Consider the following 23,145-nt stretch of genomic DNA (forward strand, 5'->3'; position numbering starts at 1 on the left):
TATTTATCCTTACCATTTGACCTCATCTTGTCCATGTGCTTTCAAATATTCATTGGTTCTACTAAAATGCTTATTCCCAAAGAAGCCATTATAGGCCGAAAGAGGCGATGGGTGGGCTGAGGTTAAGACCAGATGTCTATCACGATTAATGAATGCTCCTTTTTTTTGTGCATAAGCTCCCCAAAGAATAAAGACCAGATGTTCTCTGTTTTCGGCAAGTTGCCTAATCACTGCGTCTGTAAATGTTTCCCAGCCTTTTTTTTGATGTGATCCGGCCTTATGTGCTTCTACTGTTAGCGTTGCATTAAGTAATAGCACCCCTTGCTCTGCCCAGCGTGTTAGATTACCGGTTTGAGGGGGTTCTACTCCTATATCTGCTTTAATTTCCTTAAAGATATTAACCAAAGAAGGCGGGAAAGAGACTCCATCGTTTACCGAAAAGCACAATCCATGTGCTTGTCCGGGACCGTGATACGGATCTTGTCCGATGATCACCACTTTAACCTTGTCGAATGGGCAGAGGTTGAAGGCATTAAAAATGAGTTGTCCCGGCGGGAAAATTTGGTGATGTTGATACTCCGATCGAACAAATGTGGTGAGCGTTTTAAAGTACGCTTGATCAAATTCGTCTTGCAGTTGCGCTTTCCAGCTTTCTTCTATTTTTACGTTCATGAGAATTAAATAAGATGTATGTCCAACTCGTCGCACGCTTTTCGCATGTCGTCCGGCCAGATGCTTGCTTGTATTTCACCAATGTGTGCTTTTCGCAGGTAATACATACATAAGCGTGACTGACCTATTCCGCCACCGATCGATAGAGGCAGAGTGCCTTCCATTAATCGTTTATGGAAATACAAATTTAATCTTTTTTCTTGATTCGACTCCCCTAATTGTTGCATTAATGCTTTTTTATCGACTCGGATACCCATAGACGAAAGCTCGATGGCGCGTTGTAGGACATCATTCCATAGGATTAAATCTCCATTTAGCCCAGGAAGACCATTCCATCCCGGAGTGGTGTAGTCATCATAGTCCGGTGCACGACCATCGTGTTTTTCGCCGTCACCCAATGGACATCCGATGCCAATGATAAACACGGCACCATATGTTTTACAGATTTCGTTTTCTCTTTCTTTAGGCTCCATATCAGGATACAATGCTCTTAATTCTTCGGCATGGATAAAGTGAATATCTTTAGGTAGGCAAGGTTTAATTTGTGGATACATCTCGTATACCATGTATTCAGTGCGAACCATTGCCGAATAAATTCGACAGACCGTTTCTTTCAAGAACTCAACGTTCCTTTCTTCTGCAGTGATGACTCGTTCCCAGTCCCATTGATCGACATACAGTGAATGTAAATTACCTAATTCTTCATCCGAACGAATGGCATTCATATCGGTGTAAACGCCATATCCGGGTTCGATATGGTAGTCGGCCAAGGTTAGCCGTTTCCATTTAGCCAATGAGTGTACGACTTCAGCTTGTGCATCACCTAAATCCTTTATAGGGAAAGATACCGGTCGTTCAACACCATTTAAATCGTCGTTTATTCCCATACCTTTTAAAACAAAGAGTGGGGCCGTTACTCTTCTTAGACGTAACTCTGACGATAGATTCATTTGAAAAAAGTCTTTTATTTTTTTAATACCGAGCTCAGTTTCTTTTAAATTGAGTAGAGGCTTGTAGTTTTGTGGTTTAATTAAATAACTCATAGGGATTAATTTTAAATTTGATCGCAAATATATTCAAATTATGTACATTTGTATAAATAATAATGCAAAATTATGTCAAAAGTTATATTGTTTTTTGTTTTTGTATTTCAAAATAATAGTTTTCTTTTGGTTTTCGTGCTAAATATGATCCTTTATTTAGGTAAATGGAAAGTATGGGCTTATGATTTTTATTGAAAAAGAAGGGATAGAGTTAGGTAAAAGTCGATTTTTTTTATACTTTTGCGCTTGAATTGATGGCCCCGTAGCTTAGTGAATAGAGCGTCAGATTCCGGTTCTGAAGGTCGTGCGTTTGAATCGCACCGGGGTCACTAGATAATCCTTGATAATCAGTTGATTGTTGAGGATTTTTGTTTTTAGAGATCCCTGTTCAAATTCGGAATCTGAGGTTAATTCTACTTAAATCTTCTTGTTGTTGACTAATTCTCGACTCCCAAATAATAGATTTATTGCTGACAATTCGAACTGAATTTAAACGAAATGAGTTAAAGAATGATGGTACTTACAACGTTAAAGTACAGTTTATACAAGGAAAAGGTCATTATCTAATCTGTTTTGACTATACGGACTAATAAATTTAAAGCCTTGTCTCTTTTAAAATATAAGAGACAAGGCTTTATTAATAATTAAGATCAACTTTAAGAGTGTATTAAAAGGTCGTCTTAACTCTTATGAGAGTTTTGACAAACAATTCTTACTCTTTGAACATATTCTTTATCTGAACTTTATTTATCCAATTCAAACCAATAATCACTGTCGGCTTTACTCGTAAATCTTATGGTCTGCGGATCTTTTTGATTTGAAGTTAGTTTATATGGACTTTTACTTATAAGTTCTGTTACAAAAGCGGTGACACCTTTTAAGTATGAGGCATTTAGACTTAACTCAAGGTTGGAGAACATTAATTCATCAGCCGTGCCTTCAACAATTGAAGGAGTTAACTTCCAAATGAAATTGTAGGAACTTGATCCATAGCTCGTATATAGAATAAATGAGAACCCGGGATAGCTGCTAAGTAAACTTTGCCCAATATATAAGTTCTTTATTGTTTCATGTCCAGATCCATAACTGGTTAATGCTGTTTTAAGTTTAGCGGCGAATATTGGAGAGAGTCTATCGGTTGCAGAACCAGTACGATCTCCATTAAAAAACCATTGCGTTGCTGTGTTTGCAAAAACGGCATTGATTGGTGGGAAAATTTTCTGAATATAGGCCTCAATTCCTGGGTCTGTACAGACAAAACGATCATTCTTTTCATCAAATTTAAAATTTTGCATCATTTTGTCTTTTCCAATTAGGTCACAGTATATCGGTTGATAAGTTTGAATACCTTCTGTCGTTGGAATGATAGAGAAAGTCAAATTTTCATCTTCCCCATTGACCTTTGTCGTAAATGAGAATTTTATACCATTTCCTAAGAATCCATCCACTTTATTTCCCCCTATGTATAGATCATAAGTAGGAGCCTTTATATTCTCTGTCATTGTGTTTAGATTGGACAAGAATGTTGCCGGATTTGTTCCACTAGGCAAACGACTTAATTCGCATAAAGCATTACTTTTTAAACCGCGCAAAACAATTTTATCTTCTGTTCGATCCATGATCACAAATTCAAAATCGCCCTCTAAACCTTTACTTCTTTCTCCAATGCCATCTGGATTGATTGGATCTGAGAAATAGTGCATAGCTTCGTTATAGGTATCAAATGACAAGAGAACTCCTCCGTATTGTTTTAATGTATACTCCGAAGTAAAAGCCTTACCATTCTCTACTCTTGGATTGTAAACTGTGGTACTTGCCTCATCGGTAAATTTAACAATCGCATTAAAACCACCATAATTTTCGTAGTCGGTGGTGTATATTTTGAACAACCAACCATCTGCATTGCTTTGGAGTTGTTGATGTACTTCTTTAATGGCTTTTTCTATCCGCTGAGCAGACGGTTCCTCGAAAATTTGATCTTGTACAGGATTACAAGATGAAATTAAAAAGGTAGCCATTAGAATGAGAATATAATATGTCTTTTTCATAATAGTGCTTTAATTATAAGATTTTAAATCGAGTGTGTTAATAGTTCCTGAACGACGATGAACAATCTCTCTAAGGTCGTCTATCGAGAAATTCCAGACACTTTGGAAGTAATCTTTTACAATGCCCAATTTTTGAAGGAGCTTTTGGTCACCGTTGTATACAATATAATATTGTTGAGTGGTGCTGCCATCCGGATTGGTCACAGTTTTTATGGTTTTCACCCCTTTGCCCACATAGCTGTCGAAAGCTGTTTTAGAAACTTGTTCTTCTTTGGCTATAGCGAGCTTAGCGGCCCACCAAGCATCATCTTGTACCATATAAAGGGACGCAGTTTCAACAAAATCTTCATTGGGCTCAGAGCTTCCATAGTTTGTGATAAAGCCTAGACGTAACGCTTCTGGTTCTTTAATATTTCTCCAACCGTTTGAGTTGTAGTCTTCATTGCTAATCAATTTGAAATCGGGTGAATAATCTTTTGTTTGATGAAGAATATGACAGAATTCATGATGCATGGTGTGGAAAAATAGATCATTCATTTGGTTAATGTCAATGTGGTCAACATCAATTGCGTTAACTTCGTACAGTGTTATTTTAAGACCACCTTCAGCTTGTCCTAAAATGCGGGATCCATTATCATTCCACGCTGCAGATCCGATTAGTTGGATGATTTTTGGTCCATATATTTTCATAAAGTTAGGATTGATGTCCTTATTGACCTCATCATACGAATCTATCCATAAATATTTGATCAGCTTTGCAAGTGCTAATGATTTTGACCGATCTGCAGGAAGTAGGTTGTATTTTAGATCACTTTCAGTATCGACATAACGATAATTTAACCTCATATTATAAGGTTCCGTATAAATTTTTTGTATCCAAGAATCGAATTCGTTAGGTTGGGTTGTTGGATCTTGAAAATTTGAAACCGGATTTAATGCATCTTCGCTGCATGATCCTAATCCAATAATTAGGAACAAAATTAAATATTTCAGTGTTTTCATATATTTCTTTATTTTGTTGGATTTGGAGTTAACCCCGCAGCGATCACTTCTTGTGGAAGTTGAATTGCGCGTCGAGGATCATCAGTACTTAAATGAATGTATTCATCGTCTTTCCCATTTAAGTTATGAGAAATCTCGATGCCATACCTTTTAATATCCATAAATCTCTCACCTTCATGAATAAACTCAATGCGCTTCAAATGAAGAATACATTGAATGATCATCTCTTGCTCACTATCCGGTGCAATGGTGAATCCTTGCGGGTGAAGAGTCTTTTTAATCGTTCTTAGTCCTGTTTTGGTCATAGGGTAGGAGGTGTATTCTATCCCTTTGAAAAGAGTTACAATCTGCTCTTTTGTAACGACAGGCTTGTTCTTGGTTGAAGAATTGATCCATGTATTGATATCTTCGACTGCTTTATCAAGCTCACCTTTGAGCGCATAAGCTTCAGCTCGTTCAAGGATCAGTTTATTGCCGGTAAACGGCATGAATACTGTATGTACATAGCCGATGCCTGCTGCTTTATCGGTGTACTCAAATTTTTCGGGTATACTCACATAGCAAACTAATTGATCACCTGACGATCCGCTATATATACCTTTGATTAGATTACGATAATCACCCCAGAATAAAACATCTTTCAAACGTAAGGTCTCTGTTTCAGCAATCATAAGCGAGTGAGCGTATCGGCTATATGAACCAGAATTCAAATAACGTGCAATGGTCTGTGTTGGAACTAAGATCAGCATGTTGGTGTTCAGTTTGTAGTCCATGTAAGCATTCCACATGTCGTCGAATGTTTTTGGAGCCGTTAGCCACTTATCCCAGTCTCTCATCATTGTTTTAGGCATGCTTGTCAATGCTTTACCGGCATACTCTATTGCTTTATCGTAATTACCATAGTATAAATTAAAACGAGCCGCGAAAGCATAGGCTGCCTTTTGGTTAAAATGATACTTAGGCACCTTATAGATTTCATCATTAATCATTGGAAGAGCTGCTTCAATGTCCTCATTGATTTTTGCATAGAGTTCTTTCATGGTACCTCTAGTATACTTCGGAGCAACTTCCGTTTCGGGTTTTAAAGCATAAGGTAAACCCAAGTCCGTTTCTGCAGTTTCCGGATTGTACTCTAAACAAAAGATATTTGAAAGGGCAAAGTGACCAAAAGCTCGGCATATTAGAGCTTCAGCCTTAAGTGCATTAAACTTCTCTCCACCACCAAGTTGTTCGATTGCTGCTAATGCGTGGTTTGCAGATGCGACAGCGCCATAACACCCACTCCAAATATCATTGGGTGAATCATTCGTGTTTGAGGTGATTAGAGGTTCCCAGTGGTACGCTTTCTCAATGTCGATATAATTGTTGGAATATTTACTTCCATTGTCGTACACATTGTCCGATCCCCATTCCATTCCCACAGATACGAACCTAGAAGGATACGCATCGACTAATAATGAACGCACTTTTTCGTAACTATCCACTTCTGCACGGTTATCTGGAGTCGTGTCTAGGAAATCATTGCATGATGATCCCAGGATTAAAGTGGTTGCTATATATAATAATGATATTTTTTTCATAAGTTTTCTTTTTTTATAAACCAAGTCTTAAGGTGAAAGTAAACTGTCTAGGTACAGGAGCGGCTACTCCACCGATGTTAACAAATTCCGGGTCTTGACCGTTTAGTTTTTTATCGGCATAGATTAAGAATAGATTTGTAGCTTGAACCTTCATCGATAAAGTATTAATCCATTTCCCTTTTAGCCATGAAGTCGGAACATCATAACCTAATGAAATCTCTTTCATGCGTATGAAATCGCCTTTTGCTGTTCGTGCAGTTGAATAGTTGTAAGCATTATAAGCGTAACCTAATTTACTGTCTTGTTGGTTTTGGCGACTTGTTGCAAGCGCCGGAATCGTTGTGCGCTTTTCATCTCCATACATGGTCCAGCGATTCATAAATTCTCTAGGCATGGCATCAAGATCGGAATATGCCTTTCTAAACACTGGATTCAGACGTACGACATTTCCAAACGCATAAGTCATAAAGACGTTTAGTTTGAAATTTTTGTAGGTGAAGATATTACCCAAACTACCGGTCATTGTAGGATCGACTGAACCTTCGTAAATTAAATGACTTTTAGTCTTACGTTCCTGGAAGTTGATATCACTAACTGTGGTTCTCCCCTTCTCATTAATAAAAGTTGGTAATCCTTCGTTATTTAAACCTTGGAAGTCGAGAGAGAACAAGGCTCTTACCGGATAACCGGGCATGGTGAATCCGGAACCCGTAATCATGTCGATCACACGGACAGAGGCATCTAAGTCGGTGACTTCATTTTTTGTTTTTGAGAAAATTAAATTGGTTTCCCATCTAAAATCCTTCGATTTAATATTCTGTGTGGACAAGGTGAACTCTATACCGTGTGATTTCATGGAAGCTACATTGGCATACTTGCGAACTTCTCCACCGATTCCGGTTGTTGTGGTCTGTCCAATCAAATCGAAATTGTTTCGTTTATACCAATCGACTGATAGATTAATTCTGTTTTTCAAAAAGCCAATCTCAGCACCGATATTTAACTCATGCTTTTTTTCATAAGTTAATTCCGCATTTTCAAGGCTGGAAAGTTGTAAGCCGGATTCTTTGACATCTGTGAATGGTCGATAAGGATTGAAAGCTTTAATAACCGCTCTAGAATTAGTGACAATTCCTCTTTCGGCCGTCAATGAATAAGAGGCTTTAAGCGTTAAGTTTGAACAAATATTTTCAATTTTCTCAAACCAGTTTTCTTCATGCATGTTCCAAGCTGTTGAAACATTCCATGTTGGTAACCAACGTGCTGCCTGACTTCTTCCCAGCTTATTCGATCCTTCATATCTCACGGTACCGTTAACGGTATATTTCCCTTTGTACGAATAGGTTGATGTCGCAAAGAATGCAACGTCGCGTCCACGAGTTTCGTTTACCAGAAAATAATTTCCATTTTCTTCATTAAGTTGTTTGAAGAATAAGTAGTTGAATGCCGGTAGCATACCCATGCCATATTGTAATCCCACTCCGTCGTATGCATTATTGTATCGATCAACAGAATTGACTTCCATACCTCCAAAGAAATTGAAAATATGATCATTTTTGAATACATCATTATAACTCAGCGTTGCGCGAATGTCGTAACTTGACATTTGATATCTGGTTTGATTGTGGAACCCGCCGTTTGGAAGTACAGAAACCGGTAATGTATTGGGCTTATCCGGATCGGTATATAACCATGCATTCGCATTTCTCATTGTAGCATCAGCCATCATATTATAGGCCATTGCTTGGTTGGACTCCTCTGTGATGTTGTGTATTTGTGAAGTTGTGGAGTATTTGTATGCACCAAGTAAGGACAACTCGATCTTTTGAATCGGTTTATATTTAAATTCGGCTTGGAATTTTAAATCGGTAACATCTAGATCAATATAATTGTTATTAAGCTCGGTCATAATATTAAAAGGAGCTAATGAACGAATATAAGTGGCATTAGGATCAAGAGTGCGCGATGTGTTTAACGCATACGAATAAGGGTTAATGTCGAAATCACGTTTCACTTCACCCGATACGGCATCTGTATCTCCACTTAACGTTCCGGGAGCTCTTTGCTTTCGGTAGGAAGCATTAGATATTAAGTTTACAGAGAGTTTCTTATTGATATTGAACAGGGCATTAATATTCGCCGTGTAACGCTCTACTTTACTTTGTTTGCTCCATCCCGGGTCGTTCATGAAGCTTAATGAGGTGTAATAAGAGGCTTTTTCTGTACCTGAAGACATACTAACAGCGTGATTCATTGACATACTGTTATTAAATAGAAGATCGAACCAATCAGTGTTGCGATACTCCGCTTCACGTAAAAACTGATTTTTAAAAACTTCTTCGTTTTTTAGTTCAAATGCGGTACCTTTATAGCTATTAATAAGGTGATACATGCGTCCATATTCACCGCTGTTTGAAGCTCTATAAGTGCTTGCTAAGTTTAGATAGCCAGCTTTTTCCATTTCTCTGTAGATTCCCATCTGTTCCTGTGAGTTCATGATGTTAAACTCGCGGTAACTTGGTTTTAAGCGCAATGAATATTCACCGGTGTAAGTGATCTTATTAGTACCGGCTTTACCTTTTTTGGTCGTGATGACAATGACACCGGCCATTGCTCGGGCACCATAAATGGAGGTAGCTGATCCGTCTTTTAGAATCTGGAAACTTTCAATGTCGTCTGCATTTAATCCCGCAATAGCCGAAGATACAAGTGTTATGGCATCTCCAGATGATAAATCGTCGGCGCCCACATTCGTTACATCTTCCATGATAACACCGTCAACGACCCACAAAGGTTTTGAACTACCATAAATGGATGTTGCTCCGCGGACTCTAATTTTGGGAGCTGTACCAAACGTTCCTGATACATTCTGTACCGAAACACCTGCTGCACGTCCTTCCAATGCTCGGCTGATTTCCGGAAGACCATCTAGTTTGGCATTTTCACCGGAAATTTTTGTTGCTGCACCGGTAAATAGTCGTTTATCCATTTTCTGCATTCCGGTCACGACAACTTCCTGTAAGACTTCTGCATCTGACTCAAGTGTGATTTTCATAGAGTTCTTGATCATCACTTCTTGAGTTTTCATGCCGATATAAGAAATCTTAAGTCTTTTGGCAGATTTGGGGACATTCGGGATGGTAAACTGTCCATCCATATTGGTTGTAGTACCAATGTTGGTTCCAACAACTAATACTGAGGCGCCCATGATGGGTTCACCATCATCTGCTGAAATAATAACACCCGTAACTTTCTGGTTTTGGGCTGTTACTAAGCCTATACTTGTACATATAGCCATGAGTAACATGATCAGTTTTTTCTTCATACGATAGATTTTTGTTAGATAAATGAAATTAATAAAAAAAATATTATAACGCTTTTTTCTGATTTCTTGAGATTACGTTTTAAACAACTTTGTAATTTCTATATGAAGTTATGTTATTAAATGTTTTTGCAATTTTATTCAAATAAATAACAAATGCAAATTTTGTTTTTAATTTATTTATTTTATTTTCTTCTGTATTTGTAGATTTTTGTTTATGTGATGTATTTTGTTGTTTTTGTTATCTATTATTCAATAATCTATCTTTTAATTTGTTCCTTTTAATTTATTTATTTGTTTGATTATTTTGGTTAATTATTCTTTTTTTGTTAAATATTTATTTTGATTGAACTGTTTCTCTATAGATTTGGTTTGTCGTCTAATTAGAATGTGTGAAATGGGTATATAAAAAGAGAGGACATCCTCTTAAGAATGCCCTCTCATTAATTTTTTTATATTTCAGATGATCTCTGCTTTTCTCTTACAATCTAGCTTGAATCGCTTTTGATTCTTCTTCGTAACCCGGCTTATTAAGCAAAGCAAACATATTTTTCTTATAAGCTTCTACTCCCGGTTGATTGAATGGATTCACCTCAAGTAAGTATCCACTGATACCACAAGCTTTCTCGAAGAAATACAGCAGCTGTCCGATGCTATATTCGCTCAATTCTGAAACGGCAATACGCATATTAGGTACGCCACCATCAACGTGAGCCAATTGTGTGCCAAGTTCAGCCATCTTATTGACTTCATCGACGCGTTTTCCGGCTAAGAAGTTCAAACCGTCAAGGTTTTCCTCGTCAGAAGGAACGGTTAACGTGTGGTTTGGTTTTTCTACTGAAACAACGGTTTCGAAGATGATACGTTCGCCTTCTTGAATCCATTGACCCATAGAGTGAAGATCGGTTGAGAAGTCGACTGCAGCAGGGAATATACCCTTGTTTTCTTTACCTTCCGATTCTCCGTAAAGTTGTTTCCACCATTCGTTGACAAAGTGAAGTTTAGGATTGTAGTTCACTAAAATCTCAATCTTCTTACCTTGCTTGTACAACTCGTTACGTACAGCTGCATATTGTGCGGCTGGGTTTTCAGCAAATGCAACGTTCGAGCCACAAGCCTTTTCCATGTCAGCAGCACCGGCTACTAATTGTTCGATGTTAAATCCGGCTACAGCGATAGGTAATAGTCCCACCGGAGTCAGTACAGAAAAGCGACCGCCCACGTTATCGGGGATGATGAACGTCTTATAACCTTCTTTGTCGGCTGTTAGACGTGCAGCACCTTTCTTGGCATCAGTTACCGCAACAATCACCTTTTGAGCCACCTCTTTACCGCGTTGGTCTTCGCATTGTTTCTTTAATAAACGGAAAGCTAAAGCAGTTTCAGTTGTTGTTCCTGATTTAGAAATATTGATTACACCGAACTTCTTGCCTTTCAAGTATTCAGTGAGCTCGTATAAATAATCTTCTCCGATGTTATGACCGGCATAAATGATGGTTGGATTTCCGTCTTTAGCTTGTAACCAAGTAAAACTGTTCGATAAAGCTTCGATGACCGCACGGGCACCAAGATAGCTTCCGCCAATACCGGCTACAACGATGACGTCACAGTTTTCTCTAAGGATCTCTGCTGTGCTTTTAAGCTCTGCCAGATGTTCCTTGCTAATGGATGATGGTAAGTGCAACCATCCTAGGAAATCGTTACCTTTTCCGGTTCCTTTTTCAAGCATTTCCTGAGCACTCTTTACCTGTGCCTCGTAGCTTGCTACAGCCTCTTTGGAGATGAATCCAAGAGTCTTTTCAATGTTTAAAGTTATCATATCTTTTTACGCTTATAGGGTTTTATCTGAATGAATCGGTCAACAACTTAATTTCAATCATCGGAGAGATGCGCTCATAAAGGATGTTGTAAACAGCATCGAGGATTGGCATATTAACGTGATGATATTTGTTGATCTCTTTGATACATTTTGTTCCGTAGTAACCTTCTGCTATCATCTCCATTTCGATCTGCGCACTTTTCACCGAATAACCCTTTCCGATCATCGAACCGAAAGTGCGGTTACGGCTAAAGTTAGAGTAGCCGGTCACTAATAGGTCGCCTAGATAAACCGAGTCGTCTATACTTCTATTGATGGGGTGAACCGTATTCAAGAATCGATTCATCTCTTGCACCGCATTCGAGATGAGTACGGCTTGGAAGTTATCACCATATTTAAGTCCGCTACAAATACCGGCAGCAATGGCATAGACATTTTTTAAAACAGAGCTGTATTCAATACCCACCACATCGTCGCTGACCGACGTTTTGATAAAGCTGTTGCTCAAGCGTTGAGCGAAGACGCGAGCTTTATCGGTGTCCGGGCAGGCAATGGTCAGATACGAAAGTCGTTCGAGAGCGACTTCTTCAGCATGGCAAGGGCCGGCTAATACTGCGATGTTCTCAGGTGGTACACCATATTCTTTGGTGAAGTATTCTGAGACAATCAGATTGTCGTCGGGGACAATTCCCTTAATTGCTGTAATCACAAATTTATCCTTAATCTTAGTCTTCAACTTTTTCAAGTGGATTTTCAGATAAGGAGAAGGAGTAACGAAGATGAGTGTATCGGAGTCTTTGACGATACTATTGATATCGGAGCTGAAGTTGATCCGTTTGGTATCGAACTTCACTCCTGTTAGATAAGCCGGGTTGTGGCCCAGACGCTTAAATTCTTTGATGCGATCATCGCGACGCATATACCAATTGATGGAGTCTGCTTGTGCCAAACACATTTTTGCAATGGCTGTAGCCCAACTTCCGCCACCCATTATCGCTATCTTACCGGGTAATTTCATATGAATAATAATTGATAAATCAGCATTGAGAACTGTGAGATTCTCGTTGTCTTAAATTTATTGTTCAATTAAGGTTACTTACCCATTCGGTCACCTCGTTCACGGTCGGGTTGGTTAATTCTAGTTTATATTTCTTATTGATGCCACAGATGTCCTGATGGAACTTTTGTGGATTAACATCCTTGATATCGTCTACCAAGTTGTAGCCGGCTTTTTGAATCACCGGTACCCACTCTTCAGCAATACCTAAGGCCATATATTTAGTAACAGGATCTTTCTTAACCACCTTCTCCGGACGCATTTGCGGGAAGAAGAGCACTTCTTGAATGGTGGTTTGTCCGGTCATTAACATCACTAAACGGTCCATGCCGATACCCATGCCTGAAGTTGGAGGCATACCATATTCTAAGGCACGTACGAAGTCCATATCAATAAACATCGCTTCGTCATCTCCCTTTTCACTTAAGCGAAGTTGATCTTGGAAACGTCCAAGCTGATCAATCGGGTCGTTCAATTCAGAATAAGCATTAGCCAATTCTTTACCGTTGACCATCAGTTCGAAACGTTCTGTCAGCTCCGGATTGTTACGGTGACGTTTAGTTAGTGGAGACATTTCCACCGGATAGTCTGTGATGAAGGTTGGTTGGATATAGTTGCCTTCGCAGAATTCACCGAAGATTTCATCAATCAACTTACCTTTACCCATCGTATCATCGATTTCCATGTTCATCTTCTTGCAGATTTCACGAATCTCGTCTTCGCTTTTGCCGGTTAAGTCATGTCCGGTAAACTCTTTGATAGAGTCGAGCATGGTCACCCGTTTATAAGGAGCTTTGAAGTTAATCACGTTGTCGCCAACCTTAACTTCATGTGTGCCATTTACATCCATACAGATCTTATCGATCATGTTTTCAGTAAAGGTCATCATCCAATTATAGTCTTTGTAAGCCACATAAATTTCCATGGCTGTAAATTCCGGGTTGTGCGTACGGTCCATACCCTCGTTACGGAAGTTCTTAGAGAATTCGTATACGCCCTCAAATCCACCAACGATAAGACGTTTTAGATAGAGCTCATTGGCAATACGAAGATATAAAGGCATATCTAAGGTATTGTGATGAGTGATGAACGGACGTGCAGCTGCTCCACCGGGGATCGGTTGTAATACCGGAGTTTCCACTTCGATATAATCTTGTGAGTTGAAATACTCACGCATAGAGTTATAGACTTTAGTGCGTTTCATGAAGATGTCTTTGATCCCTTCATTAACGGCCAAGTCTACATAACGTTGACGGTAGCGAAGTTCCGGATCTTCAAAAGAGTCGTAAGCTACTCCGTCTTTATATTTTACAATAGGAAGTGGTTTAATCGATTTAGCTAATACGGTCAATTTTTTAGCATGAATACTGATTTCGCCCATTTGAGTGCGGAAGACAAAACCTTCGATGCCAATGAAATCTCCTAAGTCGAGCAAGCGTTTAAATACGGTGTTGTATAGTTCTTTATCTTCTTCCGGACAAATATCGTCGCGTGTGATATAAACCTGAATACGTCCTTTTGAGTCTTGTAGTTCGACGAATGAGGCTTTACCCATTACGCGGCGGCTCATCATACGACCGGCGATAGAGACTTGTCTAGGTTCGTCTTCGTCTTTAAATTCAGCTTTTATATCAGTAGAGAAAGCATTGGTTACATACTCGGCTGCGGGATATGGCTCAACACCCATCGCGCGAAGTTCGTTCAGACTGTTGCGTCTGATGATTTCCTGTTCACTTAGTTCTAATATATTCATTTTGTTGCGTATTAACTCGAATTTGGAGACAAAAATACGAAACTTTTCTTAGATTGTACTTAAAACGGGTGTTTATTCTTACTTTAGAAAAGGATTTAAAACAAAATCTGTTTTATTTTAATCATACCATGTTTAGGGGATTGAAAAAACGTCTATATTTGTTTTATACTATAAAAACACCTGTGATGAAAAAAGATTTTTGGTTTGCTTTGTTCATTTTATTTTTATTTGTCCCGTTTATTTTTTGTGATGATCTTTATGCTTGGTATCGAACATTTAATTCTGAGCATGGTCTATTGATGAGTTTCTTTAAGTTTGCTGTTTTGGCCACTTTAGGGGAGATTCTCGGCTTGAGGATTAGTACCGGCTCTTATTATAAAAAGCAATTTGGAATTGTCCCTCGAATGGTGGTTTGGGGCTTACTTGGAATGGGCATTAATATGGCTATGATTATCTTTTCCAGTGGAGTGCCTTCTTTTTTGGAATACCTTGGTGTACAAGAAGCGTCTTCAATGTTGAGCCATGGTTCTTTTATCCAAAAGATAGGGGTCGCTTTTGCAATATCGGTGGGCATGAATGTGATTTTTGCTCCTTTGTTCATGACTTTTCATAAGATTACCGATACGCATATTATTGCTTGTCGTGGTTCTTTGCGAAGTTTGTTGACCCCCATACCCATGGGGAAAATTATTCGTGAATTGAACTGGGAGGTGCAATGGAACTTTGTATTTAAGAAAACCATTCCTTTGTTTTGGATTCCGGCTCATACCATCACCTTTTTATTGTCTTCCGAACTTCGAGTGTTGTTTGCGGCATTCTTGGGAATTGTCCTAGGTGTGTTACTCGCGGTAGCTGCACGAAAGAAATGAGATCACTCGTTTCTCTGAGAAAAGAGTCGCTTTTCGATCTTTTAGTTTCCTCTGTTGATAAAATATTTTCCTACTTTGGAAAATTATTCTCTTGGTTTGGCACTGAGGTTTCGACCGTACGAAAATCTAAGTTTGACCGTACGAAAATCTAGGTTTGAGCGTATGGCAACGGAGTTTCGACCGTATGGAAATGATATCTTGAATGTCTGAAAAAATGACCGACTGTCTTATCCTGGAAATGATTGACGGTTGGCTTGCTCCCGAGATTTCTGAAAGCGATGTTGATGTGTGGCAGATAAACGATCTGTCACCTATCTGCCACCTCTATCTGCTATCTGTATCCGATTTGATTATGAACGACTTATGCCGTTTGGTGGCAGTGTTGCAGATAAAAGATAAAAAACTTCATAGTATAGTCTAAGTCATATCGAAGAATCGGGTACTTTCTTAGAATACGGCTTCCTGAAAATCGCTTACTGAACGTTTGGCATCCCCTTTTTATTGAAAGCCTATCATAAATAGCCTGTGCTCAATGCTTTTGCTTACAACTCTTTCGTTTGAACTCTTTTAGCTTAGCACTCTCTAACAGAGTCCTAGAGTCTGAGTTGCAAAAAAAAACCGAAAGATAGTGCATTCTATAATTTTTTTTTATCTTTGCCTCCAGAAATTTTGGTGTCACTCTTCCGCATCCACGGAACGGGTGGTGAAAAGGGAATCAGGTGAAAATCCTGAACAGACCCGCTGCTGTAAGCTCTACCAAAGTTTTCCCACAATACTCAAATCCACTGTCTCTGCAAGAGATGGGAAGGGCGCTGGGAAAATAGAGTAAGTCAGAAGACCTGCCAAGATTGAATTCTTTAAACTTTCTGGGAGTAGAGTTTAAAGCGTGCACTTATTCCTTTAATCATAACTGATGATTGGGTTCTATCCGAAAGATGGATTCGTAGTCGTGTGCGATGCGGATGGTCGCTCGGTTATCCGATCACAATGGGTTGGCCAACAACAAGAGGTCACTCGCCAAGAGTTTTATGGGTTACTGAGGGCTCGTGCATTCTTTATTCTATTCTCCGATCGATGATTAACTAATTGATAGGTGGAATAAAGTCATGCTTAGATCCGTTTTTTCTGTTGTGATGGCGTTGTGTGGTCTCTTTCTTTCTGGTATTGAGGGTTTTGCTCAGAGCAAACTCGATAGTTTGCAACATCTGGAAGAGGTGGTGGTAACGGCCAAGGTGAATAAAGAGATTATACCGGTACAGATTCTTTCCGGTCAGCAATTGAAAAAGCTGAGTTCCCATTCGGTAGCGGATGCCATTCGTTATTTCTCGGGAGTCCAGATTAAGGACTATGGTGGAGTCGGTGGTTTGAAAACCGCCAATATCCGTAGTCTGGGAACCAACCATGTCGGGGTCTTCTATGATGGGATCGAACTGGGGAATGCACAAAACGGAACAATCGATCTGGGGCGGTTCTCGCTCGATAATATGGAAGCGATCTCAGTGTACAATGGACAGAAAAGTGCCATCTTTCAATCGGCTAAAGACTTTGGGTCGGCCGGTACCATCTATTTGCAGTCGCGTACCCCCGTGTTTGCCTCCGATAAGACGTATAACTTAAAAACCACCTTTCGTACCGGATCGTTCGATGTGGTGAATCCTTCTTTCCTGTTTGAGAAAAAACTGAATCAGAAGGTGAGTGCTTCATTGAGCACTGAGCTAATGTCGACGAGCGGAAGATATAAGTTTACGTATAAAGTGAAGGAAGCGTACGATACGACTGCGATTCGACACAATGGGGATGTGTTGGCTTTGCGTGCTGAGACGGGACTCTATGGCAAGATAGATGAGGGGTATTGGCGAGTGAAAGCTTATATCTATCATTCTAAGCGGGGCTATCCGGGGGCTATCGTGAAGAATAAATTTACTCATGAAGATCGGCAGTGGGATACGAGTGTGTTTGGACAAGGAACGTTTAAAAAAGATTTTAGCGAACGTTATAGCTTCTTGATCAATGGAAAAGTGGCTTACGACTATTTGCGCTATTTGGCCGACCCTCATCGGGATGAAGCGTTGATGTATGTCGATAATAGTTATTATCAGACGGAATTCTATTTAACGACGGCCAATCGGTACAAGATCAATTCCTTTTGGGAAGTGAATCTCTCGGTCGATTATCAGATGAATACGCTTGATGCTAACTTAGTTGATTTTGTTTATCCCCAGCGGCATACTCTATTGGTGGCGGCGGCTACTGCCATGCATTTTAATCGTTTAAAATTTCAAGCGAGTCTGCTGGGTACTTTCGTTCACGAGAGAGTGAAGAAGAATATTGAAGCGGCCGGCAATAAACAGGAGTTGACGCCGACGCTGATTGTATCGGCACAACCGTTCCGTACGCCCGATCTCAATCTGCGTGCTTTTTATAAGCGTATCTTTAGAATGCCGACCTTGAACGATTTGTATTACACGTTTGTGGGGAATACGAAGTTGAAACCGGAATATACGAATCAGTATAATCTGGGCCTGACTTATCAGAAGACTTTTACCGGATCTTGGTTGAATAGGCTCTCTCTTCAGACGGATATCTACTATAATGAGGTGCAGAATAAGATTGTGGCATCGCCTAGCTCAAATCCTTTTCGATGGATGATGAAAAACTACGGATTAGTGGAAATCCGGGGATTGGATTTTTCGTTAGGAACGCTTTGGAGTGTAGGTCGCGATTATCGACTGGATGCGCGATTGTCGTATACGTATCAGAAGGCACAAGACTTTACGGATAAAGAGAGTGAGTTTTATGGTGGACAGATCGACTATATTCCTTGGCATAGTGGATCGGTGATTTTGAACAATAGTTACAAAGGGTGGGAACTCAATTATAGTTTTATCTATGCCGGTAAACGGTATTCGGCCAGTGCTAATACGCCGCCGAACTATAAATTACCTTGGTATACCAATGATTTGTCGATGGCGAAAGCTTTTAAATGGAAGAAAATGGATCTGAAGGTGACTATGGAGGTCAATAATCTGCTCGATCAGCAGTATGAGGTGGTACAAAGTTATCCGATGCCGGGTCGCAGTTATAAATTGATTTTAAACCTAAATATATAATGAAACGATTGAGTGTATGGCTCGTTTGTAGCCTATCTGTTCTAGTGCTCTTGATGGGGTGTCGGGGCGATTTACCGTTAGTTCCGTCTGATGAGATCGACATTGGCGATTATCCTGAAGGATTAAAGAACGTGAAAGGGCTTTATCTTTTGAATGAGGGAAACATGGGAAGTAATAAGTGTACCCTCGATTTTCTGGATTATACCACGGGAAAATATTGGCGAAATATTTATCCTGAGCGTAACCCGCATGTGGTCAAAGAACTGGGAGATGTGGGTAATGATCTTCAAATCTATGGAAGCAAGCTCTATGCGGTGATCAACTGCTCGCATTATGTGGAGGTGATGGATGTGGAGAATGCTCAGCATGTCGGCAAGGTGGATGTGGTGAATGGTCGCTATATCGTTTTCAACAAAGGAAAAGCGTATGTGAGTTCGTATGCCGGGCCGGTACAGATTGACCCGAATGCGCGTCCGGGAAAGGTGGTCGAGATTGATACGATCGATCTGTCGATCAAGCGCGAGGTGGTGGTGGGCTATCAGCCTGAAGAAATGGTGGTTAAGGGGGATTTGCTTTATGTGGCGAATTCCGGAGGGTATCGTTTCCCGAATTACGATCGGACGGTTTCGGTGATCGACCTGAATACGTTTAAAGTGATCAAGACCATTGATGTGGCGATTAATTTACATCGGATGGCGCTGGATCGTTACGGACGGATTTATGTCAGCTCGCGAGGGGATTATTATAATGTTCATTCGGATGTTTTTATTCTCGACTCTAAAACCGATCGGGTGACGGGACATCTGGGCGTTGGCGCGAGTGAGTTTTGTATGAGTGGGGATTCACTCTACCTATTTGGTGTGGAGTGGAGTTATGTCACTTCGAAGAATACGGTGACTTATGCGATCTATGATACGAGAAAACAAAAAATCGTGTCGCGTAACTTTATCACTGATGGAACGGATCAACAAATCAGTATTCCTTATGGATTGGCGGTTAATCCGATAACGAAAGAATTCTTTGTCGCGGATGCGAAGACGTATGTCAATCCGGGGATGCTCTTCTGTTTCTCGCCCGAAGGTAAGAAGCGATGGAGTGTGCGTACCGGTGATATTCCGGCTCATTTTGCCTTTACAGATCGAACGTTTAAATAAAAATCGTTATGAAAAACAAATGTGTTAAAAGTATTGGTGCAGTGGTATTGACTGTGCTGATGGGATGGGGAATGACGGGGTGTACCTCGGATGGCCCGTATGTACTAAGCAAAACGGATATTTCGGTCGCTCAACCGGAGGGTGGTTTTGTGGTCTCTCAGGATCAACTTTTAAGAATTGATGTACAGAGTCTATCTGACGAGAACATTGCTTATGAATGGTTTTTAAATGGGGAAAGTATTTCTCATGAGAAGAATTTATCGTTTATGTGTACCAGAGGGGGAGGTCATACGTTGAAGTTGAAGGTCACCCAAGGGACGGTTAGTTATGAATACGACTTCTCTTTGACGGTGACGTTTACGCCAATGCCCGATTTACCTGAAGGAAGCTCGCCTTACATTACTCAAGTATTCGATTTTTGTCCGGCACCCGGACAGTTTACCAATGAGATGCCTCAATATGAAGAGGGGGATACGCAGGAAACGATGAATAAGAAGGTGTTGGAGGCTATCGGACACAATAATAATGGTATGATCTCATTGGGAGCTTATGGAGGATATGTGGTGGTTGGATTCGATCATACGATTCAGAATGTCGAAGGGGCAAAGGACTTTAAGGTGCTTGGTAATGCCTTTTATGCTAATTCTAACCCTCGCCCCGACGCTCCTCTAGGTGGCAGTTGTGAGCCGGGCATCGTCTTGGTGGCTTATGATGGTAACCGGAATGGGAAACCGGATGAAGATGAATGGTATGAGTTGGCCGGTAGTGAGTATCATAAGGAGTCGACCATTAAGGGATACGAGATTACTTATCGACGTAATGCTCCTGATCATCAGGCAGTGCCCGATGAGGAGGTTTCGTGGAATGTGGATACGAAGAATTGTGCTTGGACGGATAACCAAGAGGGAAAGGGATATGTCTATAAGAATATGTTTCATCAACAGGATTATTTTCCTCGATGGATTGACAAAGATGAGCTGACCTTTAAGGGGACGTTATTGCCTAAGAATGGAGTCGATGAAAGTGGAGAAGGGACTTACTGGGTGCTTTATGCTTTCGATTGGGGGTATGTTGATAATCGACCGAATAATGAAGAGGGGTCTAATTTTGATATTGGTTGGGCAGTGGACGCCAACGGACAGAAGGTTAATTTACCGGGTGTGGATTTTATCAAGATTTATACGGGCGTGAATCAGTATTGTGGATGGTTAGGCGAAGAGTCTACAGAGGTCGCCGGAGTGATCGACTTGCATCTGACTAAGAAATAAAAGGATTATTATTACATTTAAATCATATGAAAAAGAAGTATTTATCGGTTATGGCCTTAGGGCTGTGTTTGTGTTTCTCTTCTTGTTCTGAGGACGAGAAGGGTTCTGCTGGTGTCGACAATCAAGTGGGCACTCCGGCATTAAGCATTGAGAGTTCGTCGAAAACGAATGAAGTTGCTCAGTTTGATACGTTGTCGCTGACTGCAGCCACTCAGAATATGGCTGAAGGGGCGGCTTATCAGTGGACCATGAACGGAGAGAAGGTCTCTTCTGAGTCTTTATATAAATTTTCTCAGATTAAAGCCGGATCTTATGTGATTGAGTTGACGGTGACGGATAAGGCCGGGGTGACGGTTAAGTCTCAGAAAACGATAGATGTGACGGGGAAGTTTAGTGAGGGTACGTTCATCTTGAATGAGGGAAACATGACTAACGAAACGGGTACATTGATTTATGTTGATCCTAAAGGGGAAGCGATAGATAGCGCTTATTATCGGGTTAATGGGACATTGTTGGGTAATGTGTGTCAAGACTTGTTTATTGCTGATCATAAGATGTATATCATTTCTCAGAATGGTGCAAGAAATGGCGGGGAAGGATTGTTGACGATTGCAAATGCCGATAATCTGCAGAAGATTAAAGTCTACAACGATCCGTCAAAGACATTGGACTGGCCTACGCATCTGGCTGTGGTTGGACACGACTTGTATATTCGTGATAATAAAGGGGTGTATCTACTCAATGAAACCACAGAGGCTTTGTCGTTTATTGCCGGAACGGAAGGAGCGATGAAAAATCGTATGGCTGTGGTCGGTGGTCGTGTTTTTGTAATGACCAGCGCGAAGAAGATCCTTGTGCTGAAAGATGGAGCAGTGGTTCATACCATCGCTGCACCTAGTTCGCTATCGGGTCTTGTGAAATCGTATGACGGTCAGTTATGGGCTTCTTGCACATCGCCTGCTCAGATCCTTAAGATTAATACGGCCGACTTTTCCGTCATGGAATCACACGATCTTGGGGAAGCTAAGATTGGCGCGGGATGGGGAGCAGTACCCGCTTTCTCAGCGTATAAAGACACGATTTACTTTAGTAATGCCGGATTAAAACTTTACCGTCATCTCTTTTCAGAGAATAAGACGGAGTTCGTGGCTAATATTACAGAATCAGTACCTGATGCTTTGATGAACTATAATAGTTTGGGAGTCAATCCATCGACGGGTGAGGTGGTTTTTGCGACGATAAAAGGATATGGGTTGAGTTATAAGATTAATAATATTGCAATGTTTAATTTTGCTAAGACGCCTGCGTTGCAGTACAATATTCAAAATAAGAATAGCTTTCCGGCCGGTGTATTCTTCACGTATAGCTTTCAGTAATTCGGCCGTTTCGATCTTAGTTTAACTTTTTGCCCTATGACTTTGGTAGGCTACTGCCTTTGGTCATAGGGCTTTTTCTTTTCTAGCGTCGATCATTTTGGAAAGAAATTGCCCCATTTAAGAGAAGGATTGAAAAAAAAGTTTTAAGTTTGCTTATTGACAGAAACTTAACCCTCTATCATTACTATGAGCAATAATTATATTGTAACCATCGGTCGTCAACTGGGAAGTGGCGGACGAGAGATCGGAGAAAAGCTAGCCGCTCGGCTCGGTATTGGTTTTTATGATAAGGAACTGCTTAGTCTAGCTTCTAAAGAGAGTGGACTGTGTCGGGAGTTTTTTGAAAAAGCCGACGAAAAGCCGTCGAACCGATTGCTGGGAAGTATTTATGGTATGCGTTTCCCTTATATTTCCGACGGGGCGATCCCTTGTGAGAATTGCTTGAGCCATGACGCCTTGTTTAAGTGTCAAAGTGATGTAATGCGTCACTTGGCGGATCAGCATTCTTGTTTGTTTGTTGGGCGTTGTGCCGATTATGTTCTTCGGGAATATCCCAGATGCCTCAATCTTTTTATCTCGGCGCCGCTTGATTTTCGAATCGATCGCTTATGTCGGTTGAATCGTGTGGAGCGTGATGCTGCTGAGTCCCTCGTTGTTAAATCTGATAAGAAGCGAGCTGAGTATTATAATGGCTATGCTTATAAAGCGTGGGGAGTGGCATCGACTTATCATTTGTGCATCGATTCTTCTGTTTTAGGGGTGGAAGAGACCGTGACTTTGCTTGAAAATTTTATTGTTAGAAAGTTTCGGCTCAAATAGGCCGTTCCAAAGGACTTTGAAATCTCTTTCGAGCTTTTGAGAGCCATACTTGCGGGGGTCATTTTGCTTTTGATCCGTTCTGTCATAGGAACTTAGTGCCCTGTTCATCTTTTTCGTTCAAAATGTTATCTTTAAGTGCGAATTTTTACTAAAATTGGGATTCGTTTCAACAAAATATCTATATTTGCAGGTCTAATAATGGACTTTTAGAAAGAAATGGATAATAAAGATAGTATTAATCTTATGTAATTTT

General features: G+C 40.4%; 17 protein-coding genes, 1 tRNA gene and 1 riboswitch. Of the genes, 9 read left to right on the plus strand and 9 right to left on the minus strand.

Annotated elements, in window-relative coordinates:
• Positions 1–9: 9 nt before the first annotated feature.
• On the minus strand, positions 10–672 hold the full coding sequence (gene ung / locus AC4PG5_RS13135; protein ID WP_492029309.1) for a uracil-DNA glycosylase: 663 nt from the start codon (positions 670–672) through the stop codon (positions 10–12).
• 5 nt (positions 673–677) lie between these two features.
• On the minus strand, positions 678–1,715 hold the full coding sequence (gene asnA / locus AC4PG5_RS13140; RefSeq protein ID WP_492029310.1) for an aspartate--ammonia ligase: 1,038 nt from the start codon (positions 1,713–1,715) through the stop codon (positions 678–680).
• A 256-nt stretch (positions 1,716–1,971) separates the two neighbouring features.
• Between asnA and AC4PG5_RS13145 the strand changes: the two genes are divergently transcribed.
• A tRNA-Arg gene (locus AC4PG5_RS13145) sits at positions 1,972–2,044 on the plus strand.
• Between the two features lie 414 nt (positions 2,045–2,458).
• On the opposite strand, the gene AC4PG5_RS13150 is transcribed toward AC4PG5_RS13145, so the two are convergent.
• The 7 genes from AC4PG5_RS13150 to lysS all read right to left on the minus strand — a co-directional run bounded on the left by AC4PG5_RS13150 (position 2,459) and on the right by lysS (position 14,296).
• Entirely contained in the window at positions 2,459–3,763 is a 1,305-nt protein-coding gene (locus AC4PG5_RS13150) for a DUF4302 domain-containing protein (protein WP_492029311.1), read from the minus strand.
• 9 nt (positions 3,764–3,772) lie between these two features.
• Positions 3,773–4,765, minus strand: coding sequence for a zinc-binding metallopeptidase (locus tag AC4PG5_RS13155; protein ID WP_492029312.1), 993 nt, complete (start codon positions 4,763–4,765; stop codon positions 3,773–3,775).
• A gap of 8 nt (positions 4,766–4,773) precedes the next feature.
• Positions 4,774–6,345 (minus strand): RagB/SusD family nutrient uptake outer membrane protein, encoded by a 1,572-nt coding sequence (locus tag AC4PG5_RS13160; protein WP_492029313.1) that lies wholly within the window; start codon positions 6,343–6,345, stop codon positions 4,774–4,776.
• 13 nt (positions 6,346–6,358) lie between these two features.
• Positions 6,359–9,670: a SusC/RagA family TonB-linked outer membrane protein gene (locus AC4PG5_RS13165; protein ID WP_492029314.1), complete on the minus strand. Its 3,312-nt coding sequence runs from the start codon at positions 9,668–9,670 to the stop codon at positions 6,359–6,361.
• Between the two features lie 478 nt (positions 9,671–10,148).
• Positions 10,149–11,486 carry a glucose-6-phosphate isomerase gene (locus AC4PG5_RS13170; RefSeq protein ID WP_492029315.1) on the minus strand — a complete coding sequence of 446 codons (1,338 nt, stop codon included), beginning with the start codon at positions 11,484–11,486 and terminating at the stop codon, positions 10,149–10,151.
• Between the two features lie 22 nt (positions 11,487–11,508).
• Complete coding sequence (locus AC4PG5_RS13175; protein ID WP_492029316.1) at positions 11,509–12,504, minus strand: NAD(P)H-dependent glycerol-3-phosphate dehydrogenase; 996 nt, start codon at positions 12,502–12,504, stop codon at positions 11,509–11,511.
• A 64-nt stretch (positions 12,505–12,568) separates the two neighbouring features.
• Positions 12,569–14,296: a lysine--tRNA ligase gene (gene lysS / locus AC4PG5_RS13180; protein WP_492029317.1), complete on the minus strand. Its 1,728-nt coding sequence runs from the start codon at positions 14,294–14,296 to the stop codon at positions 12,569–12,571.
• A gap of 182 nt (positions 14,297–14,478) precedes the next feature.
• On the opposite strand from lysS, the gene AC4PG5_RS13185 reads away from it, so the two are divergent.
• From AC4PG5_RS13185 to AC4PG5_RS13220, 8 genes are all read left to right on the plus strand, one after another.
• Positions 14,479–15,165 (plus strand): hypothetical protein, encoded by a 687-nt coding sequence (locus tag AC4PG5_RS13185; RefSeq protein ID WP_492029318.1) that lies wholly within the window; start codon positions 14,479–14,481, stop codon positions 15,163–15,165.
• A gap of 202 nt (positions 15,166–15,367) precedes the next feature.
• Complete coding sequence (locus AC4PG5_RS13190; RefSeq protein ID WP_492029319.1) at positions 15,368–15,586, plus strand: hypothetical protein; 219 nt, start codon at positions 15,368–15,370, stop codon at positions 15,584–15,586.
• A 232-nt stretch (positions 15,587–15,818) separates the two neighbouring features.
• Positions 15,819–16,026: riboswitch (cobalamin riboswitch) on the plus strand.
• 52 nt (positions 16,027–16,078) lie between these two features.
• Entirely contained in the window at positions 16,079–16,243 is a 165-nt protein-coding gene (locus AC4PG5_RS13195; protein ID WP_492029320.1) for a hypothetical protein, read from the plus strand.
• 55 nt (positions 16,244–16,298) lie between these two features.
• Entirely contained in the window at positions 16,299–18,275 is a 1,977-nt protein-coding gene (locus tag AC4PG5_RS13200; protein ID WP_492030768.1) for a TonB-dependent receptor, read from the plus strand.
• On the plus strand, positions 18,275–19,429 hold the full coding sequence (locus AC4PG5_RS13205) for a YncE family protein (protein WP_492029321.1): 1,155 nt from the start codon (positions 18,275–18,277) through the stop codon (positions 19,427–19,429). Before AC4PG5_RS13200 ends, AC4PG5_RS13205 begins: the two co-directional genes overlap by 1 nt.
• Before the next feature lie 8 nt (positions 19,430–19,437).
• Complete coding sequence (locus tag AC4PG5_RS13210; RefSeq protein WP_492029322.1) at positions 19,438–20,697, plus strand: hypothetical protein; 1,260 nt, start codon at positions 19,438–19,440, stop codon at positions 20,695–20,697.
• A gap of 26 nt (positions 20,698–20,723) precedes the next feature.
• Positions 20,724–22,073: a DUF5074 domain-containing protein gene (locus AC4PG5_RS13215; protein WP_492029323.1), complete on the plus strand. Its 1,350-nt coding sequence runs from the start codon at positions 20,724–20,726 to the stop codon at positions 22,071–22,073.
• A gap of 186 nt (positions 22,074–22,259) precedes the next feature.
• Positions 22,260–22,892 (plus strand): cytidylate kinase-like family protein, encoded by a 633-nt coding sequence (locus AC4PG5_RS13220; protein ID WP_492029324.1) that lies wholly within the window; start codon positions 22,260–22,262, stop codon positions 22,890–22,892.
• Positions 22,893–23,145 lie beyond the last annotated feature (253 nt).

It is taken from the genome of Bacteroides sp. QWL-09 (assembly GCF_058683585.1).